Source organism: Helicobacter pylori (genome assembly GCA_008032955.1).
Lineage (GTDB): Bacteria > Campylobacterota > Campylobacteria > Campylobacterales > Helicobacteraceae > Helicobacter > Helicobacter pylori_DC.
Genome location: CP032046.1, coordinates 639,080 through 658,627, shown reverse-complemented (window position 1 = coordinate 658,627; position 19,548 = coordinate 639,080). Strand labels below are relative to the sequence as shown.

General features: G+C 39.5%; 14 protein-coding genes, 1 other RNA gene and 2 pseudogenes. 10 read left to right on the top strand and 7 right to left on the bottom strand.

The window, feature by feature from the left end; genetic code table 11:
• Positions 1 to 109 precede the first annotated feature (109 nt).
• Both D2C72_03150 and secA read right to left on the bottom strand, forming a co-directional pair.
• The gene (locus D2C72_03150; GenBank protein ID QEF43383.1) at positions 110 to 1,342 is read right to left on the bottom strand and encodes an ABC transporter permease; all 1,233 of its coding nucleotides are present in this window, start codon (positions 1,340 to 1,342) and stop codon (positions 110 to 112) included.
• Positions 1,332 to 3,929: a preprotein translocase subunit SecA gene (gene secA / locus D2C72_03145; GenBank protein ID QEF43382.1), complete on the bottom strand. Its 2,598-nt coding sequence runs from the start codon at positions 3,927 to 3,929 to the stop codon at positions 1,332 to 1,334. The genes D2C72_03150 and secA overlap by 11 nt, the downstream gene beginning before the upstream one ends.
• Before the next feature lie 147 nt (positions 3,930 to 4,076).
• Between secA and lolA the strand changes: the two genes are divergently transcribed.
• From lolA to D2C72_03130, 3 genes are all read left to right on the top strand, one after another.
• Positions 4,077 to 4,631 (top strand): outer membrane lipoprotein chaperone LolA, encoded by a 555-nt coding sequence (gene lolA, locus D2C72_03140; GenBank protein QEF44180.1) that lies wholly within the window; start codon positions 4,077 to 4,079, stop codon positions 4,629 to 4,631.
• A 65-nt stretch (positions 4,632 to 4,696) separates the two neighbouring features.
• Positions 4,697 to 5,082: a transfer-messenger RNA gene (gene ssrA, locus D2C72_03135) on the top strand.
• A gap of 41 nt (positions 5,083 to 5,123) precedes the next feature.
• Entirely contained in the window at positions 5,124 to 5,651 is a 528-nt protein-coding gene (locus tag D2C72_03130; GenBank protein ID QEF43381.1) for a hypothetical protein, read from the top strand.
• 6 nt (positions 5,652 to 5,657) lie between these two features.
• On the opposite strand, the pseudogene D2C72_03125 reads toward D2C72_03130, so the two are convergent.
• The 5 genes and pseudogenes from D2C72_03125 to acnB form a co-directional block, all read right to left on the bottom strand.
• Positions 5,658 to 7,024, bottom strand: a pseudogene (locus tag D2C72_03125) (outer membrane family protein).
• 93 nt (positions 7,025 to 7,117) lie between these two features.
• Entirely contained in the window at positions 7,118 to 8,407 is a 1,290-nt protein-coding gene (locus D2C72_03120; GenBank protein QEF43380.1) for an IS701 family transposase, read from the bottom strand.
• A 27-nt stretch (positions 8,408 to 8,434) separates the two neighbouring features.
• Positions 8,435 to 8,620 carry a hypothetical protein gene (locus D2C72_03115; GenBank protein QEF43379.1) on the bottom strand — a complete coding sequence of 62 codons (186 nt, stop codon included), beginning with the start codon at positions 8,618 to 8,620 and terminating at the stop codon, positions 8,435 to 8,437.
• A gap of 50 nt (positions 8,621 to 8,670) precedes the next feature.
• A complete protein-coding gene (locus D2C72_03110; protein QEF43378.1) occupies positions 8,671 to 8,943 on the bottom strand; it encodes a hypothetical protein in 273 nt (90 codons plus the stop codon).
• 74 nt (positions 8,944 to 9,017) lie between these two features.
• Positions 9,018 to 11,577 (bottom strand): annotated as a pseudogene (acnB, locus tag D2C72_03105) (bifunctional aconitate hydratase 2/2-methylisocitrate dehydratase).
• A gap of 128 nt (positions 11,578 to 11,705) precedes the next feature.
• Between acnB and D2C72_03100 the strand changes: the two are divergent.
• The 7 genes from D2C72_03100 to D2C72_03070 all read left to right on the top strand — a co-directional run bounded on the left by D2C72_03100 (position 11,706) and on the right by D2C72_03070 (position 19,542).
• Positions 11,706 to 12,389 carry a menaquinone biosynthesis protein gene (locus D2C72_03100; GenBank protein QEF43377.1) on the top strand — a complete coding sequence of 228 codons (684 nt, stop codon included), beginning with the start codon at positions 11,706 to 11,708 and terminating at the stop codon, positions 12,387 to 12,389.
• A gap of 108 nt (positions 12,390 to 12,497) precedes the next feature.
• Positions 12,498 to 13,220: a UMP kinase gene (locus D2C72_03095; GenBank protein ID QEF43376.1), complete on the top strand. Its 723-nt coding sequence runs from the start codon at positions 12,498 to 12,500 to the stop codon at positions 13,218 to 13,220.
• Positions 13,221 to 13,231: 11 nt separating this feature from the next.
• On the top strand, positions 13,232 to 13,486 hold the full coding sequence (locus tag D2C72_03090; GenBank protein ID QEF43375.1) for a DNA-directed RNA polymerase subunit omega: 255 nt from the start codon (positions 13,232 to 13,234) through the stop codon (positions 13,484 to 13,486).
• Positions 13,473 to 15,803 carry a RelA/SpoT family protein gene (locus tag D2C72_03085; protein ID QEF43374.1) on the top strand — a complete coding sequence of 777 codons (2,331 nt, stop codon included), beginning with the start codon at positions 13,473 to 13,475 and terminating at the stop codon, positions 15,801 to 15,803. The genes D2C72_03090 and D2C72_03085 overlap by 14 nt, the downstream gene beginning before the upstream one ends.
• A gap of 19 nt (positions 15,804 to 15,822) precedes the next feature.
• Positions 15,823 to 17,031 carry a tyrosine--tRNA ligase gene (locus D2C72_03080; protein ID QEF43373.1) on the top strand — a complete coding sequence of 403 codons (1,209 nt, stop codon included), beginning with the start codon at positions 15,823 to 15,825 and terminating at the stop codon, positions 17,029 to 17,031.
• A gap of 84 nt (positions 17,032 to 17,115) precedes the next feature.
• Positions 17,116 to 18,138 carry a nitronate monooxygenase gene (locus D2C72_03075; GenBank protein QEF43372.1) on the top strand — a complete coding sequence of 341 codons (1,023 nt, stop codon included), beginning with the start codon at positions 17,116 to 17,118 and terminating at the stop codon, positions 18,136 to 18,138.
• 6 nt (positions 18,139 to 18,144) lie between these two features.
• Complete coding sequence (locus D2C72_03070) at positions 18,145 to 19,542, top strand: N-acetylmuramoyl-L-alanine amidase (GenBank protein ID QEF43371.1); 1,398 nt, start codon at positions 18,145 to 18,147, stop codon at positions 19,540 to 19,542.
• The last annotated feature ends 6 nt before the right edge of the window (positions 19,543 to 19,548 follow it).

Below are 19,548 nucleotides of genomic sequence, written 5' to 3'. Positions count from 1 at the left end.
TAGCATAATATTATGGTTTTTTTTAATTTTGAGAATAAAATTTTTCTTTGTTAGTCAAATACAGACACTCAAAGCCTTATTTCATCTCAATATTATTTAATTTTTTAATTTATTCATTCCTTAACACGCTTAAAGCGTCAATAGTAGAAGCTTTTTTAGACGGGTAATAAGAAGAAAGGGCTACGATAATCACAGAGCCTATGAGAGTGAGCGTAAAATCCATTAAAGACAAATCTAAAGGCAAAGTATTGATGCCATAGACATCTGTTGGGAGCGAGATGATAGGGAACACGCTTAAAAGATACATGCTTATAAACGCTAAAACCACCCCAAGCGCCACACCGCCTAAACCAATGATATTACCCAAATAAAAAAAGGTTTTTTGGATTTCTTTTTGACTGCTCCCCATGCTAAAGAGTAGGGCGATTTCTTTACGCCTGTTCATCACCACCATTAAAAGCGAGCTGATGATATTCAAAGACGCCATTAAGATAATGAGCATGAGCACAATGAATAACGCTCTTTTTTCTAATTCCATAGCCGAGAAAAAATTCCCGTTTTGTTGCCACCACCCTTCAATGCCTATGCCATGGTGGTTGATGGTTTTTAAAGCGTTGCGTAAATTTTCAATATCCTTCATGGGCGTTTTAGAATAGACATGCACCCCATCATAAAGCCCTAAAGGTAACCTCCTGATCGCGCTTATAGTTTGAAGGCTAGCATACATGTAGCTCATGTCATAGGATTTTAGCCCTGAATCAAAATCGCCTTTGATAGTAAAGCGTTTCATGATAGGGGAGAGCGTGAGACCGGTTGGCTCTAACTCGGTGAAAAACAAATCGGCTTTTTGATTGAGATCTAAATTCAAGCTGTATCTCAAGCTTTTCCCCACGATCAAATTAAAAGGGTTTTTGAAGAGATCGTTTTCATTAATGTTTTTTAAAGCGTCGTTTAAAACTTCATTGATGCGCCTTTCTTTAGAAAAATCAACCCCAAACACCACGCCACCATTCATGGAATGCGCGCTTTTAATCAGGCTTTGGGTTTGCAAATAGGGGCTAAAAAGCAAATTGGGGAACTTTTTTTCCAAAGCTTGAACCACTTCTTCGCTGATCCCATAAGGGCTTGTGGTATAGAGCGTTAAGGGGTAGTTCATCACAAAAAGCTTTTTTTCAAATTCCTTACTCATGCCGTTCATGATCGCCATAGCCACAATTAAAACCATCACGCCAACCGCCACGCCAAAAAAAGCTAACAAAGCAGTGATACTAATAAAAGGCTGGCTTTTATCAAAACGCAAATAACGCTTGATAAGGAAAAAGATTAAGGATCTATTTGGCAAATAAGCCCTTTTTAGGCCCGCTTTTAGCGCAACAATCTTTATATTTTTTGCCGCTCCCACAAGGGCAAGGCTCGTTTCTTTTAGGGGTTTTAGCGAAAGCTTTCATGGCCACATTCAAATCTTCATCTAAGGCTTCTTCATGGCGGTAAGTTACGCTCTCATGCTCTCTTTCTTCGCTAAAATTATCCAAATAACGCTCCGCATCGCTAGAATCTTGCTCATTTTCAAACTGGATCTTAGAAAAGGTTTTGATCGCTTCTATTTTAATGTCTTCAATGAGTTCTAAGAAAAGGTTGTAACTCTCTTTTTTGTATTCTACAAGAGGGTCTTTTTGGTTATAACCTCTTAAATTAATACCGGTTTTGAGATTATCCATCGTGTAAAGGTGCTCTCGCCATGCGTTGTCTAAAATCTGCAAATACACGATGCGCTCAATCCGGCTTCTTTGTTCGCTATCCAAAACTTTCATTTTGTTTTCATAATCGCTTTTTAATTTTTCAGCGACAAAATTTTCAATAGGGGAGGCTTTTTTTAAATCTTCTAATCTAACATGAGCGTTAAAATCTTCTTTTAAGATGTTTTTAAGCCTTAAAAGTTCCTCTTCAGACAGGTTTTGATGGTCAAAGGCTTTGAGTTTAGAAAAGATTTGATTGAGCGCGTATTCTCTGTTTTCAGCGATTTTAGCGCTAATATCGTAATTGACATCTAATAATTCATCTCTAAATTTATACACGCTTTTTCGTTGCTCATTAGCGACATCATCGTATTCCAACAAATGCTTACGGCTTTCAAAATGCAAGTTCTCCACTTTTTTTTGCGCGTTTTCCACCGCTCTTGTAACAAGCTTTGATTCAATGTGTTCGCCGTCTTTAAGCCCTAATTTTTCCATCACCCCCTTAATCCTATCGCTCCCAAAAATGCGTAACAGATTGTCTTCTAAACTCAAATAAAATTGGCTTGTTCCCGGATCGCCTTGGCGCCCGCTTCGCCCCCTTAATTGGTTGTCAATCCTGCGGCTCTCATGCCTTTCAGTGCCAATGATATACAGCCCCCCAAGTTCTTTAATTTCATCAGTGAGTTTAATATCAACGCCCCTGCCTGCCATGTTAGTCGCAATCGTAACCGCCCCTTTAAGCCCGGCGTCTTTGATGATTTCAGCTTCTTTGGTGTGTTGCTTGGCGTTTAAAACGGTGTGAGGGATGCGTTCTTTTTTGAGTAAAGCGTGCAAGGTTTCACTCTTTTCAATGCTGGCCGTGCCGACTAAAACCGGCTGTCCCTTATCGTGCAATTCTTTAATCTTAAGAATCACGGCATCAAATTTTTCTTTTTCACTCTTATAGATCAAATCGTTCAAATCTTTGCGCTTGATCGCTAAATTAGTAGGGATAGACACCACTTCTAAATTATAGATTTCTAAAAATTCTGTGGCTTCGGTTTGAGCCGTGCCTGTCATGCCAGCGAGTTTAGAAAACATCCTGAAATAATTTTGGAAAGTAATATCGGCTAAGGTTTGGCTCTCTTCTTTAATGCTCACGCCCTCTTTAGCCTCTAAAGCCTGATGCAAGCCCTCACTAAAGCGCCTCCCCTCAGATAAGCGGCCGGTAAATTCATCCACAATCACCACTTCATTATTGGCTACAATATAATCTTTATCAATAAAAAAGAGGTAATTCGCTTTCAAAGCCTGGTCTAAATGGTGCGATAAGGCGGCGTTTTCAATCTTGTATAAATTATCCACGCCAAAGAGGTTTTCGGCTTTTTTAATCCCCTCTTCAGTGATTAAAATCGCGCGGTTTTTTTCATCTATGGTGAAATCCACTTCCACTTGCATGCTTTTAGCGACTTCATCAGCCTTGTTGTAATTTTCCATGCGCCTATCCACAGGCCCTGAAATGATTAAAGGGGTTCTGGCTTCATCAATCAAAATGGAATCCACTTCATCAACAATAGCGAATGCATGGGATTTTTGCACCTTATGCTCTAAAGAATATTTCATGTTATCCCTTAGATAATCAAAGCCAAATTCATTATTAGTGCCATAAACAATGTCTTTAGAATAAATTTCCAAGCGTTCATCATCGTCTCGCACGCTCGCAGTGATCGTGCCTACGCTATAACCTAAGAAATGATACAACGGCTCCATTTCTTTAGAATCCCTATGGGCTAGGTAATCATTAACGGTTATTACATACACGCTCTCGCCCTTTAAAGCGTTCAAAGCCACCGCTAAAGTAGCGACTAAAGTCTTACCCTCGCCGGTTTTCATTTCAGCGATTTTGCCATCGTTTAAGACCATGCCCCCAATGAGTTGCACATCAAAATGGCGCATCTTTAAGATCCTTTTGCTCGCTTCTCTGGTGATTGCAAAACTTTCTGGTAGGACTTCTAAAAGGGTTTTTTCTTGCAAATCTTTTTCTGTGGATCGCACGCGTTTTTTTAATTCTTCAAAAGCGTTTTGCAGCTCATCATCGCTCATTTTTTCATAAGTAGGCTCTAAGGCGTTGATGGCTAGGACTTTTTTTTTGTATTGTTTGATCCAGCGATCGTTTCTGGTGCCAATGATTTTTCCAATTATTGCTTTTATCATAGTAGTAATAACCTTATTAAGAGTGCTTTAATCTTATTTATTTTATTAAAGCGTCAGTTTTTAATCCCATTTTAGCATGGATAAAATAAAAGTCATGTAAAATAAAGGGTTTTATTAAAGATGAGAGATTGTTTTAAGGTTTGGATAATGAAAGCTTTTTTAAAGATTTTAATGGTTTTGATTTTTATGAGCGTTGCTTACGCTAAAAATCCTTCAACGCTTTCTAAAGAAGAAGAGGTTTTGCAGCATTTGCAAAGTTTTAGCGCGAATTTCAAGCAGGTTTTAAAAAATGAAAAGCCTTTAGTTTATTACGGGGTTTTAAAGGCTAAAGCCCCCAATTGGGCTTTATGGGTTTATGAAAAGCCTTTAAAAAAAGAAATTTACATGAACGATAAAGAAGTGGTGATTTATGAGCCTAATTTGTTTCAAGCGACTATCACGCCCTTAAAAGACAAGACGGATTTTTTCACCATTCTCAAGCGCTTAAAAAAGCAAGATGACGGCTCTTTTAAAACGACTATCAACAAAACCACTTATCGTTTGATCTTCAAAGACGGCAAGCCTTTTTCATTGGATTTTAAAGATGGAATGAACAATCTTGTTACGATCACTTTTTCTCAAACAGAAATTAACCCCACCATTGCTAATGAAACCTTTGTTTTTAAGCCTAAAGATGAAAACATTGATATTGTGCGCCAATGATTTTTGAATACTCATTGCATTTTGTTAGCAAAAGTTGGCTAAAATAGACAAGCTTTTAAAATTATGGGGCTGACTTGGATTTCGACAGATTTCTTGTCGCACAGACAGCATGCCAAGTGCTGCTTGTAAAACAGCAACAAAAATAACTGTAAACAACACAGATTACGCTCCAGCTTACGCTAAAGTTGCGTGAGTTAATCTCCTTTTGGAGCTGGACTGATTAGAATTTCTAGCGTTTTAATCACTCCATAACCTTAAGCTAGACGCTTTTAAAAGGTGGTTCGCCTTTTAAACTAAGAAACAAGAACTCTTGAAACTACCTCAAGGTTTTAGAAAGTTGGACCAGAGTTAGTTTTAAGGCTAAAAAACCAACCAATTTTCTAAGCATTGTAGAAGTTTGTGTTTAGGGCAAGATTTTTGGACTGGGGTTCGATTCCCCACAGCTCCACCATATTAAAAAGTATCATTTTTAAGCGTATTTAAGGAAGGTAAATGCAGAAGTTTTTCTCTCGTTTTAGAAGGTGGGCGTTGCCCTTTTATTTTGTGAGCGCTTTAGCAGCGATTGATATTGATGAAGTGACAGAAGCTCAAGCTAACAGCATTAAATTAAGCGATCAGTTGGTAAGCCTGAGCGATAAGCTTTTAGAAAAAGCGGTTGATAGGGGGCGCAATACCGATCACTTAAAAGATCTTAACGATTTGCATGAAAAAATCAAACATTTGCGCTTGATTTTAGAGCCTAAGCCTAAGGATAAAGAAAATAATCCTAACTTAAAAGATCATCAAGGCTCTGAAACGATTGAAATCGGCGAAGCGATTAAAAAGGCTTTAGGCGATCCGGTATTCCCCCAAGACGCGCTAGATGCCGCTTTGCAAATTGACAAACAGCTAGATTCTTTCAAGCAAGATAATTTGATTGATGTTAAGCCCTTAAAAGATGTTTTAGCCCAACTAGAAGCCGAATTGAGAAAATCCATTGATTTCCAAAAGCAATGGCTCAATTCTACCAAGCCTAATTGATAGGGTTTAAAAAAAGAACTTCACGCTAGCTATAAGGTTGCTCCTGTCTTGCGCATCAGCCTTAAAGGCTTTGTTGAAAGGGCCGATAAGATCGTCTAATTTATAGCCGTTGTGCATGCTGACCACATAGTATTCTAAATTCACATCAACGCTGAAAAAGAATGCCGTTTATAACCCAAGTTCAAGTTAATGGATCTTTCGCTCGCTCTGGTGGCATAAGTGTATCTGCCTAAAATACCCCATAAAAACCCTTTATGCACCCCCCCACCAAAGACATATCCAGAAACAGCGTCTGCGGTAATAGCGTTACTAAAAAACCCACCATAAACGCTGTTATTTCTTATATCAAAAGGGATCGGGTTACCATACCAGCCAATCCTTGCGTTAGCGTTGCCAAAAGTTTGATAATAACCAAAGCCAAAGTTAAATTCGTTGTAGTCAAAGCGTTGGTGGATTAAAAGCGATGCACCCCACTCGCCAATCTTAGAGTTACGCCAATACACATCGTATAAATCTTTAGCATAAACAGGGAAAATCACATTGATAAGGGTTTGAGATCGTAACCCTAAACCTTTAAATTTTGGGTTGCTATCAATATGGATTTTAATCCCGGGCGCTCCGTAAGTTTTAGGTGAAAAATAAAAAAAGGGCGTGGCTTGAACATGTTTGCTAGAAAAATAAAGTTGCACCGCATGGATGCCGTCATTAACATCTTTTCTGTTATCTTCAGTTACAATAGGGGCATACCAATCCCTAATCCATTGCCCCACAGCCAACGCCCTCCCAAAAGAGCTGAACCATTTTAACGCCACCTTAGGTTTGATTTTATATTCTACTTCAAAACCCTCTGTATAACCGCTCATAAAATCCATGTTAGAGAGGTAACGCCCTAATTTTAAGTGGAATTTATCGCCATAAGAATAAAACAAATAGGAATTATACAGCACATAATTACGAGTGTGAGCGTCAGATTCTATGCGAGAGTCTTTCCAAGGAGCGTTGCCTAAATACCCCCACCAACGCCCCATCATGAAAAAAAGTTCTGAGCCATAGATTTGATGCGTGGCTTGGTCTATGAGCGCTTTTGTGGAATCGTAAGCGAGCGCTCCTAAAATCCCGCCAACGCCTATTTTTAGGCTGTGTTTTTCAATGTTTTTAGGGAGCAGATTGGAATCAACTTGAAGCTTGATTGTGGCGGTTACAAAAGTGGCTGTAGGGAAAATGCCTTCTTTGGAATTGAGTTTGGAATGGTTAAACCCCACTTTAGAAACGGATTCCGCTACCCCGCTAAACTTATAATCAAAAGCCAACAAAGGGCTTTGATTGTAAAGAATGGAAACAAACAATAGAGGTAATTTTTGAAATTTTAACACAGAATAACCTTTGTTTAATTTTCGCTCGTATCGTATTCCAATTTTATTAAAAAACCTATTAAAAATGAAAGTATTCAAATAATTATCTAAATATTATTCTTTTTTTGTTTCGCTTCCATTTTTTATTGGCTCAAAAGAATACCCTAAAGCCTGATAAATTTGATTGTGGTAACGGACTTGATTGTCTTCTAAACTCTCTTGAAAAGATTTTTTAAAATGCGGATCTAGCGTGTTTAAAAACACTTCTAACCCTATCGCGCTGGAATAATTCACCCAATCATGCCTTAAATCGCTCTCCAGTAAGGAGGCGTATTCTATAAGCGTTTCATCGCTATTTTGCAAGGCATTGACAATGAATAAATTTTTTCTGTCTTTGGGCTGGGTGAGTAAGAGTAAAGAGGGGTTGAAATTGATTTGTGTGGAAAGGATTTTAAGGGGTTTGTATGCTAAAAGCCCTATTTGAGAAAGGATTAGACCGCTTTTAGTGGTAGGGGTGTTTAAAATCAAGGTAGAATTTTTAAAAAACGCATCATTTTTTCTAAAATTTTTAGAAAAACTGGTGGCTTGTTTGTAAGAAATATTTTCTTGGTGTTTGACTTCAATACTTAAAGACTCCGTGATTTGCCTCAAGCGTTCGCCTATTAGGCCATCATCATCGTATTCAATCACGGGCGAATTAGGGCTAATGAAAGCCGTGAGCATGCCTAATTGCTCTTTATAGTCAATCCCCCCAAAATACAAGCGCTCGCTTAAAGAACGATCGGCATGATTTTCTAATTGCGCTCTATTCACCGTAGGCACATAAGTAGGGGTGCTAATGGTGGTGTTTTGGAGCAAATTTTCCACGCCCTCTTTAGTCAATAAGGCTATCACAAAAGGGAATTTTTCTTTTTCAATTTCTTTATAGGTTTGCTCTAATTTTTCAGGACTCTCTTCATCGCTGTCAAAGACTTGGATATTAAAATCGTTGTTTCTGGTGTTCAAATACGCTAAAAGGGTGTTCATCACCGAAATCGCATAACGCCCCACCACCTTTTTAGGCAGTAAAACCGCTAATTCAATCTTAGGCTCATAGCTTTCTTTAGCTGGGGTTTGAGAGGCGATGGATACGGGGTTGAGTTTGCTTAAGATGTCCTTGTAATAAGTTTTAAGGCTCTCATCTTGGTTATTGTCATCGTATTGAGACACAAAAGAAAAGATTTGATTTTGCAGCATCAAGTCTTTCAAGCATTCCAAAGAGCAAGGCTCTGTCTTAATGATTTGCTGGTGCGCTGGGGGCAAAGGGGAAAACAGATAGCTTTTGGCGCTCAAACTTATCGCACAAAAAGTGGAAACAATCAGCGCAAGGCGTTTGAAAAATCTTTTTCTTAAGGCGTATAGCATTTTTTAATATCTTTTAAACTGAATTTCCTAAAATTTTATTATAGAATATTTAACCCTAACAAAGAGACTGATTTTACCCCTACAATCCAACAAGAGGATTTTTTTAAGGCGTGTGGGGATCAAACGTGCTTTTAAACACTCAAACTCTGTAAAATCCCAATTATAAGGAAATAGAGCGAGAACCAAACCCCCCAACTTTAATTTTTCAACCATTAAAGGATTGCATCATTGAATGGCACATGCTCTCATGTTTTGATGATTCTCTAGCGCCAATTATAGATATAAGGCCTTAAGCTAATGCAATAATCTCTAGTGCTTAATATATCCTTACGCATATCCACTAATTGCCCAGACAACACTTCTTGCACTTTTCTTAAATTGTTGATCTCAGTGTTTTGCGCGCTGATGACTTTTTTTAAATCCCTTATTTCTTTAATCAAATCCGCATTACTGATCGCTTTATCGGCTTGCACTGGATCCGCACTCAAAAAAGCCAATGCTGCACACCAACTCACAACGATTTTTTTCATCGCCACTCTCCTTTTTTATCCTCTCTCAACACTCAGCCATAGTCAAATAAAAGGGATCGCCCCTTTTAATGAAAACAAAACTAGAGCCTGAAATTCTCCATTAAATTAAAGTTCATGTAGCGATAGATCTTGTCTTTTTGGCTTTCTAGCTTTTCGCTCACTAAATTCATGTATTCTTCTTTAGTGGGGATTCTCCCTAGTAAAGCACACGCCGCCCCAAGCTCCGCGCTGCCTAAATACACTTTAGCCCCTCTGCCCATACGATTATCAAAATTGCGCGTGGAAGTAGAAAAGACGACCGCATTATCCCTAACCCTCGCTTGATTGCCCATGCACAAGCTACAGCCTGGGACTTCAGTCCTTGCCCCGGCAGCCCCAAAAATCGCATAATAGCCCTCATTAATAAGCTCTTGTTCGTCCATTTTACTGGGTGGCACTACCCAAAGGCGCGCTTGACTAGGGGGGCGTTTTTAACGATTTCACCAAAGGCTCTGAAATGCCCGATATTCGTCATGCAAGAGCCAATAAACACTTCATCAATAGCGTGCGGTCTTTTGCCGGTCGTATCCGCTAAAACTTCGCTCAAAGTAGCGACATCATCAGGGTCATTAGGGCAAGCCAAAATAGGCTCCGTGATTTCTGCCACATCAATTTCAATGACAGCGGCGTATTGGGCGTTACTATCTGGCTCTAACAACACCGGCTTATCCACCCAAGCTTGCATCGCATCTCGGCGTTTTTTCAAAGTCTCTTTATCTTCATAACCGCTCGCAATCATCTCATCAATGAGCTTGATATTGGATTTCAAGTATTCAATCATCGGCTCTTTATTCAAACGCACCACGCAAGCTGCCGCGCTCCTTTCTGCGCTCGCATCGCTTAGTTCAAAAGCCTGCTCCATTTTAATATCAGGCAAGCCTTCAATTTCTAAAATACGCCCGTTAAAGACATTGATTTTACCCTTTTTCTCCACCGTGAGTAACCCTTTTTTAATGGCATAATAAGGGATCGCATTCACTAAATCCCTTAAGGTGATCCCAGGATTCATTTCCCCTTTAAAACGCACCAACACGGATTCTGGCATGTTCAATGGCATCGTGCCTGTAACCGCTGCAAAAGCGACTAACCCACTCCCTGCCGGGAAACTAATGCCTAAAGGAAAACGGGTGTGGCTATCCCCCCTGTGCCTAAAGTGTCAGGCAATCCCATGCGATTTAGCCATGTATGGATCACGCCATCGCCCGGATGCAACGCCACACCGCCTCTTTGAGTGATAAAGCTAGGCAAGGTTGCATGTAAACTCACATCGCTAGGTTTTGGGTAAGCGGCGGTATGGCAAAAACTCTGCAACACAAAAGGTGCATCAAATTTCAAACTCGCTAATTCTTTAACCTCATCTCTGGTCATCGCCCCTGTGGTGTCTTGACTGCCCACGGTGGTAACCTTTGGCTCACAATAAGCACCAGGCAAGATCCCTTTTACCCCACAAGCATGGCCTACAATTTTTTGGGCTAAAGTGTAGCCTTTAGCGTCGCTTTTAGGAGCGGCTGGCTTTTTAAACGCTTCCGATTCGCCTAGCCCTAAAAATTTACGCGCTTTATTAGTCAAACCCCTGCCAATGATTAAAGGGATACGCCCAGAAGCCCTAACTTCATCTAATAAAGTTTCAGGCTCTAATTTAAAAGTGCTAACCACTTTATCGTTCAGCGTGATTTCGCCTTTATAAGGATAGATTTTAATCCTATCGCCCTCTTTTAAATCCTTAACATCAGCCACAATAGGTAACGCCCCGCTATCTTCACAAGTCGCAAAGAAAATCGGAGCGATCACCCCCCCAATCACAATGCCCCCACTCCTTTTATTAGGCACAAAAGGAATGTCCTTACCAAAATACCACATGATAGAGTTTGTCGCGCTTTTTCTAGAGCTTCCTGTGCCAACCACATCGCCCACATACGCTACAGGAACGCCTTTAGCTTTAATGGCTTTGATGCGTTGTTCGTAATTTTCAATCCTGTTTTTTAGCATGGCTTTGGCGTGTAAAGGAATATCGCTTCGTGTGAAAGCATCGCTCGCTGGGCTTAAATCATCGGTATTGGTTTCGCCATCAATCTTAAACACGCACGCTTCAATGCATTCATTCAAAGGCTCTTTATTCAAAAACCATTCGGCGTTCGCCCAAGACTCTAACACCTCTTTAGCCAGAGCGTTAGTTTTACTCATTGCAGCGATTTTATCAAACGATCCATAGACTAAAAGAGTGGTTTTTAACGCTTTTGCACTCTCTTTAGCGATGTTTTTGTCTTGACTTTCTAAGCCCATAATCAAAGGCTCTACATTATACCCCCCAAGCATCGTGCCTAAAAGAGTGGTCGCTTCTAAAGCACTAATGTGTGCACATTCTAGTTTTTTTTGAGACAATTTGGCTAAAAATTCCGCTTTCACTTTCGCCCCCTCATCAACCCCAGGGCTCACTCTGTGAATGAGTAATTCTTTAGCGAAAGCAGCGTTTGTGGGATCTTTCATCAAAATCTCAACGACAGCTTCTACTTGTTTAGCGCTTAAGGGGAGTGGCGGAATACCCTCACTTTCTCTTTCTAAAACGCTTTTTTTATAATCTTCTAAAAAATCTTTCATCATTTCTCCTTTATTGAATAGCATTATTTGCTAATGCCCTAATCATTTGCCCCATGATAACAAAACTCTTTTTACTTTTAGTTAAGTTGTAAGAAACTTTAGCTACCATGCGATGCAAAAAAGGATTTTAAGTGCGTTTTGGTAAAATTGATTATTTGAACATGCTCCCTTTTGATGTGTTTATCAAATCCTACCCCACCCCTTGTTATTTCAAGCAATTCTTGCGGCTTAAAAAAACCTACCCCTCCAAACTCAATGAGAGTTTTTTATTCAGGCGCATTGATGCGGGGTTTATTTCTTCTATCGCTGGCTATCCATTCGCTCTTTGTTCTTATTCTTTAGGCATTGTCGCTTATAAGGAAGTTTTAAGCGTGTTGGTTGTAAATAGAGAAAATGCTTTTGATAAAGAAAGCGCTTCTTCAAACGCCCTCTCTAAAGCGTTAGGGTTAAAAGGCGAAGTTTTAATCGGCAATAAAGCGCTGCAATTTTATTATTCCAACCCCAAAAAAGATTTTATAGATTTAGCCGCTCTGTGGTATGAAAAAAAACGCTTGCCGTTTGTTTTTGGGCGTTTGTGCTATTATCAAAACAAGGATTTTTACAAGCGTTTGTCTTTAGCCTTCAAACATCAAAAAACAAAAATCCCTTACTACATCCTTAAAGAAGCCGCTTTGAAAACCAACTTGAAACGCCAAGACATTCTAAACTACTTGCAAAAAATTTACTACACTTTAGGCAAAAAGGAACAATCGGGCCTTAAAGCGTTCTATCGTGAATTGTTGTTCAAACGCATTCAAAAACCCAAGCGGTTTTAGCGATTCGCTGAGAATGCAGGCTTAAAATTTAGAAAGGGTGTTTTTAAGCAAGATTAGGTTACAATCACAAGTTTTATTAAAATTTTATTAATTAATTAAGAAGGGATCATGCAAGCAAAGATAAAAAACAAACGGGTTTTGGTGAAATTTTCTGGGGAAGCGTTAGCTGGGGACAACCAGTTTGGGATTGACATTCATGTGTTAGATCACATCGCTAAAGAGATCAAAAGCTTAGTGGAAAACGATATTGAAGTGGGTATTGTGATTGGTGGAGGCAATATCATTAGGGGGGTTAGCGCGGCTCAAGGGGGGATTATCAGGCGCACCAGTGGGGATTATATGGGCATGTTAGCCACCGTGATTAATGCGGTAGCGATGCAAGAAGCTTTAGAGCATATCGGCTTAGACACAAGAGTGCAGAGCGCGATTGAAATCAAAGAGATTTGTGAAAGTTACATTTACAGAAAAGCGATTAGGCATTTAGAAAAGGGTAGGGTGGTGATTTTTGGCGCTGGCACGGGAAACCCGTTTTTCACTACGGATACGGCGGCCACTTTAAGAGCGATTGAAATTGGATCGGATTTAATCATTAAAGCGACTAAAGTGGATGGCATCTATGACAAAGACCCTAACAAATTCAAAGACGCTAAAAAATTGGACACTTTAAGCTATAACGATGCCTTGATAGGGGATATTGAAGTGATGGACGATACCGCTATTTCTTTAGCTAAAGACAATAAGCTCCCCATTGTGGTGTGTAACATGTTCAAAAAAGGGAATTTATTGCAAGTGATCAAGCACCAACAAGGCGTGTTTTCTATGGTAAAATAAGCCCTTTAAAATTGGATAGAGTTCAAAATAAAAGGATCAGTTTGAAAAAAGAGAGAACAGAGAGTTTAGTCGCTCAAGCCTTAAAAAATATTGGGAACGACCGCTACATGCTAGATAATTTAGTTTTCGCTCGTGTGAAGCAATTAAACGCCGGAGCCAAAACTTTAGTGAATATGGACCCTAAGCGTCATAAGTTAGTGGATATTGCCATCAGAGAAATCGCTGAAGGGAAAATTGATATAGACAGGATAGATGAACGAAATTGATAAATCCGTTGATATCGGATTCTTACGGATTTTGGATGTTATTAAAAAAGTTACGACCCCAAAGGGTGGCATTGAAATCTTAAGGACTTTAATTGATTTCACGCCCAAAATTGAAAACGCCCTAAATTTAGCGACCAAAAGCCATAAGGGGCAATACCGAAAAAGCGGCGAGCCTTATATTGTCCATCCTATTTGTGTGGCAAGCTTGGTAGCGTTTTGTGGGGGCGATGAGGCGATGGTGTGCGCTGCACTTTTGCATGATGTAGTAGAAGACACGCCTTGTGAGATTGAAACGATTGAGCGAGAATTTGGGCAAGATGTGGCTAATTTAGTGGATGCGCTCACTAAAATCACTGAAATCAGGAAAGAAGAGTTAGGCGTGAGCTCTCAAGATCCCAGAATGGTGGTTTCAGCGCTCACTTTTAGAAAGATTTTAATTAGCGCGATACAAGATCCAAGAGCCTTAGTGGTAAAAATTAGCGACAGGTTGCACAACATGCTCACCTTAGACGCCTTGCCTCATGACAAGCAAGTGCGTATTTCTAAAGAAACTCTAGCGGTGTATGCTCCCATAGCGAGCCGATTGGGCATGTCTTCAATCAAAAATGAATTAGAAGATAAGAGCTTTTATTATATTTATCCAGAAGAATATAAAAATATCAAGGAATATTTGCACAAAAACAAGCAGTCTTTGCTCTTAAAACTCAACGCTTTTGCGAGCAAGCTAGAAAAAAAACTTTTTGATAGCGGGTTTAGCCATTCGGATTTTAAACTCGTTACAAGGGTGAAACGCCCCTATTCTATCTATCTTAAGATGCAACGAAAGGGTGCGGTTAATATTGATGAAATTTTGGACTTGTTAGCCATTAGGATTTTATTGAAAAACCCGATTGATTGCTATAAAGTTTTAGGGATTATCCATTTGAATTTCAAACCCATTGTCTCTCGTTTTAAAGATTACATCGCTTTGCCCAAAGAAAATGGTTACAAGACGATACACACGACCATTTTTGATGAATCTTCTGTTTATGAAGTGCAGATCCGCACCTTTGATATGCATATGGGGGCGGAGTATGGTAATTCAGCCCACTGGAAGTATAAAGCTGGGGGCGTGGATAATGAAGATCATCATGAGGGCATGCGGTGGTTGCAAAATTTTAAATACCATGACAGCGATCTAAAAAACGACCCTAAGGAATTTTACGAACTCGCTAAGAACGATTTGTATCGTGAAGATATTGTCGTTTTTTCGCCTCATGGGGACACTTACACCTTACCGGTGGGAGCGATCGCTTTAGATTTCGCTTACATGGTGCATAGCGATTTGGGCGATAAAGCCACGGACGCTTATATCAATAGTAAAAAAGCCTTACTCAATCAAGAATTAAGAAGCGGAGATGTGGTTAAAATCATTAAAGGCGATAAAATAATACCTCGTTTCATTTGGATGGATCAGCTTAAAACTTCTAAGGCTAAAAACCATTTGCGCATCCAAAGAAGAAACCGCTTGAAAGAAATTGACACTAAGAGCATGATTAATATTTTAGCGACTTTTTTTGGGCGTTCTGTTTTTGAAGATGTGGATTTAAAAGATTATAAAAACTTTGAAGAAAAATTAACAGATTGCGGGGTGGAGATTACCTTAACAGAAGCGATGAAAAGCTTTGAGAATTTAGCCAAACTCACTGAAGAAATTGAAAATAAGGTGTTTTCTTTAAAAGAAGATGCGATTTTAGAATACCAAGAGATGAGTTTATGGACTCGAGGTTTAAGGTATTTGGGTTTTAAAACCAATGTTTTGAATTTTTTAACCCCAAACCGGCAGTGGCAGTGTAAGGAATTAGAACATTTCAGCGTTTGTTCAAGCAACGCTTTAGAAATCAAACAGGTGTTGTTGAATGATTGTTGTTATCCTAAATACGGCGATGAAATCATTGCGATTGTAACGGATTTGAAAGATCCAAAGGCGATTGCGCATCATAAATTTTGCAAAAAAGCGATAGCGGAAGTGGACGCTAAAGCGCCTATGGTTTATATAGAATGGCACAAGCGGGATCGAACGATTTATAAAATGATGTTTTATTTAGGCGAAAAAAAGTCGGTTTTAGCGGGTTTGTTAACTTTTTTAAACAGGAATGAATGCAATATTGTGGGCGTGTCTTACTTAGGCTATAAGGACAAATATTCTAGCCATTGCGAAGTGAGTTTTGAAATAGCCACGGATAAGGCGGATTGGATGAGGGCTTTAATCAATCGCAAATATCAGGATAGGATTGTAGAATTATCCAGTCTAGATGACGCTTATGAACTACAATAAGCCTAATTAAGGGATAAACATGGAACAAAAAATCAGTGTGGCCTTAAAAGAGATCAAAAGAGGCGCTAATGAAATCATTGGATTAGAATATATTGAAAAGCTGGTTAGGAAATATTATGAAACCAATGAACGCTTTATCGTTAAAGCCGGGTTTGATCCTACTGCTCCCGATTTGCATTTAGGGCATACGGTATTGATCCAAAAATTGGCTTTGTTGCAGCAATATGGGGCTAGGGTTAAGTTTTTGATTGGGGATTTTACCGCTATGATAGGCGATCCTACGGGGAAAAATGAAACGAGAAAACCCCTAAACCGGGAGCAAGTCTTAGAAAACGCTAAAACTTATGAAGAGCAAATCTATAAAATTTTAGATCAAAAACACACCGAAGTGTGCTTTAATTCCACTTGGTTGGATACTTTAGGCACAAAGGGCATGATAGAATTGTGCGCGAAGTTTTCAGTCGCTAGAATGCTAGAAAGGGACGATTTTGCTAAACGCTATAAAGAAAACCGCCCCATTAGCATCGTGGAATTTTTATACCCTTTGTTGCAAGGCTATGATTCAGTGGCGATGGGTGCGGATATTGAGCTTGGGGGCAATGATCAAAAGTTTAATTTGTTGGTGGGGCGCTTTTTGCAACGAGCTTACGGCTTGAATAAAGAGCAGTCTGTCATCACCATGCCTTTGTTAGAGGGGCTTGATGGGGTGCAAAAAATGAGTAAAAGCTTGGGGAATTATGTGGGGATCACTGAAGAGCCTAACGCGATGTTTGGGAAGATCATGAGCGTGAGCGATGATCTCATGTGGCGCTATTATACCCTTTTGAGCGCTAAGACTTTAGAAGAAATTGAAGACTTAAAACATGGTATTTTACACCAAACCTTACACCCTAAAGCCGTTAAAGAGGATCTCGCTGGTGAAATCGTGGCTCGTTATTATGATAATGATCAAGCATTCAAGGCTAAAGAGCAATTTTCTAAAGTGTTTAGTGCAAACCTTTTGCCTGAAATTTTATCAGAGAGCGATTTTGATGAAGGGGTTGGGATTTTAGATGTGTTAAAACAGATTGGCTTTTGCCCATCCACTTCACAAGCCAGGCGTGATATTCAAGGGGGAGGGGTAAAGATTAATCAAGAAGTGATAAAAAATGAGAGTTATCGTTTTGTTAAAGGAAATTATGTTATACAGCTTGGTAAGAAAAGATTTATGAAATTAAATATTAACTAATATTAAGGAAAGAGCTATGGTATCAACACTCAAACCGCTAAAAATCGGTAAGCACACCATAAAATTCCCTATCTTTCAAGGGGCATGGGTGTGGGGATTAGCTGGGATGAACTAGCTGGAAATGTTGCCAAAGAAGGGGCTTTAGGAGTGATTTCAGCCGTAGGGACTGGTTATTATAAAAACATGCGTTTTGTAGAAAGGATTGTGGCTAAAAAACCCTTTGAAGCCTTGAATTTTTACTCCAAAAAAGCGTTGAATGAGATTTTTGCAAACGCTAGGAAAATTTGTGGGAACAACCCTTTGGGGGCGAATATTTTATACGCTATCAATGACTATGGCCGTGTTTTAAGGGACTCTTGTGAAGCGGGAGCGAACATCATTATTACAGGGGCTGGTTTGCCCACTAACATGCCTGAATTCGCTAAGGATTTTAGCGATGTGGCGCTCATCCCTATTATTTCTTCAGCGAAGGCTTTAAAAATCCTTTGTAAAAGATGGAGCGATCGCTATAAAAGAATCCCGGACGCATTCATTGTGGAAGGGCCTTTGAGTGGGGGGCATCAGGGCTTTAAATACGAAGATTGTTTCAAAGAAGAATTCCGATTAGAAAACTTAGTGCCTAAAGTCGTGGAAGCTTCTAAAGAATGGGGGAATATCCCTATTATCGCTGCTGGGGGGATTTGGGACAGGAAGGATATAGACACCATGCTAAGTCTTGGAGCGAGTGGGGTGCAAATGGCGACTCGTTTTTTAGGCACGAAAGAATGCGACGCCAAAGTGTATGCCGATCTTTTGCCCACGCTCAAAAAAGAAGATATTTTACTCATTAAATCGCCTGTAGGCTATCCGGCTAGGGCTATTAATACGGGAGTGATCAAGCGCATTGAAGAGGGTAACGCGCCCAAAATCGCATGCGTGAGCAATTGTGTAACGCCTTGTAACAGGGGTGAAGAGGCTAAAAAGGTGGGCTATTGCATCGCTGATGGCTTGGGGCGCGGTTATTTAGGAAACAGAGAAGAGGGGCTTTATTTTACCGGGGCTAATGGCTATAGAGTGGATAAAATTATCAGCGTGCATGAATTGATTAAAGAGCTTACAGAGGGTTAATTTGTAGTGCTTGTGAGGTTAGGGGTTGTTGCATGTCTTTTTTGGTTGCATTTTGCTTATGCGACAACCCTTAAAATTATCAACATTGTGCCTTTTGGCTCTAGCAGTGTTAAAATCTCGTTCAATCAAGAAATTAAAAAATTCAAAGAAGTTTCGCTCAAAAATTTCAAGAGTTATTTGGAATTAGAAGCCATTTTAACCATTCCTAAAAAGCATTACCAATTTTCTAAACAATCGTTTATCACGATCGCGCAATTTAGCCCTAAATTAGCGCGAGTGGTCATTAGCCATGCTCCTAAGATGACTTATGAAGTTAAAATCCTTAAAGACAAGCTCTATGTTTCTATCGTGGAGAAAAAGCCCTTAATAAGGCATCAAATGGCGCCAAAACCACCCAAACACCGGACTCCAAAACACCAAGCGCCAAAACCTGCCCCTAAATCTATTAAAAAAGAGGTTAAAGAGGTTAAAGAGAAAACACCAACTAAGCATGCGCGCTCAAAACACACGCATTTTCAATGGAACGAAAGGAGCGCTAAAAAAGAAATTCCTAAAAAAGAAATTCCTAAAAAAGAAATTCCTAAAAAAGAAATTCCTAAAAAAGAAATTCCTAAAAAAGAAATTCCTAAAAAAGAAATTCCTAAAAAAGAAGCGGAAAATGAGAGTAAGAACCAAGTCTTTATAGCAGAAAAAAATGATGCTTCCATCAAAACCAAGCGCAAAAAACACAAAAAGATCGTTTTAGACGCCGGGCATGGGGGGAAAGATTGCGGGGCGATGAGCACGAATTTAGTGTGTGAAAAAGACATTGTTTTAGAAGTGGTGAAGTTTTTGCATAAAGAGCTTAAAAAAAGAGGTTATAGCGTTTTATTGACAAGGGATAAGGACATTTATATTGATTTAGTGGCTCGCACGGAATTGGCCAACAAAAAAAGTGCAGATTTATTCATCTCAGTGCATGCCAATTCCATCCCTAAACGCTCCACTTCTAACGCTCATGGCATAGAAACTTATTTTTTATCCACCGCAAGGAGCGAAAGGGCTAGGAAAGTGGCTGAGCAAGAAAATAAAGACGATGTGAATTTGATGGATTATTTTTCTAAAAGCTTGCTTTTAAATTCATTAAACACGCAGCGATTGATTGTTTCTAACAAACTGGCGATTGATGTGCAATACGGCATGCTCCAAAGTGTCCGCAAAAATTACCCTGATGTGGTGGATGGGGGCGTGAGAGAGGGGCCTTTTTGGGTGTTGGCCGGGGCTTTAATGCCTTCAATTTTAATAGAAATTGGTTATAATTCCCATGCGATAGAATCTAAACGCATCCAAAGCAAACCGTATCAAAAAATCTTGGCTAAGGGCATTGCTGATGGCATTGATAGTTTCTTCAGCAAGAATGATTAGGCAATG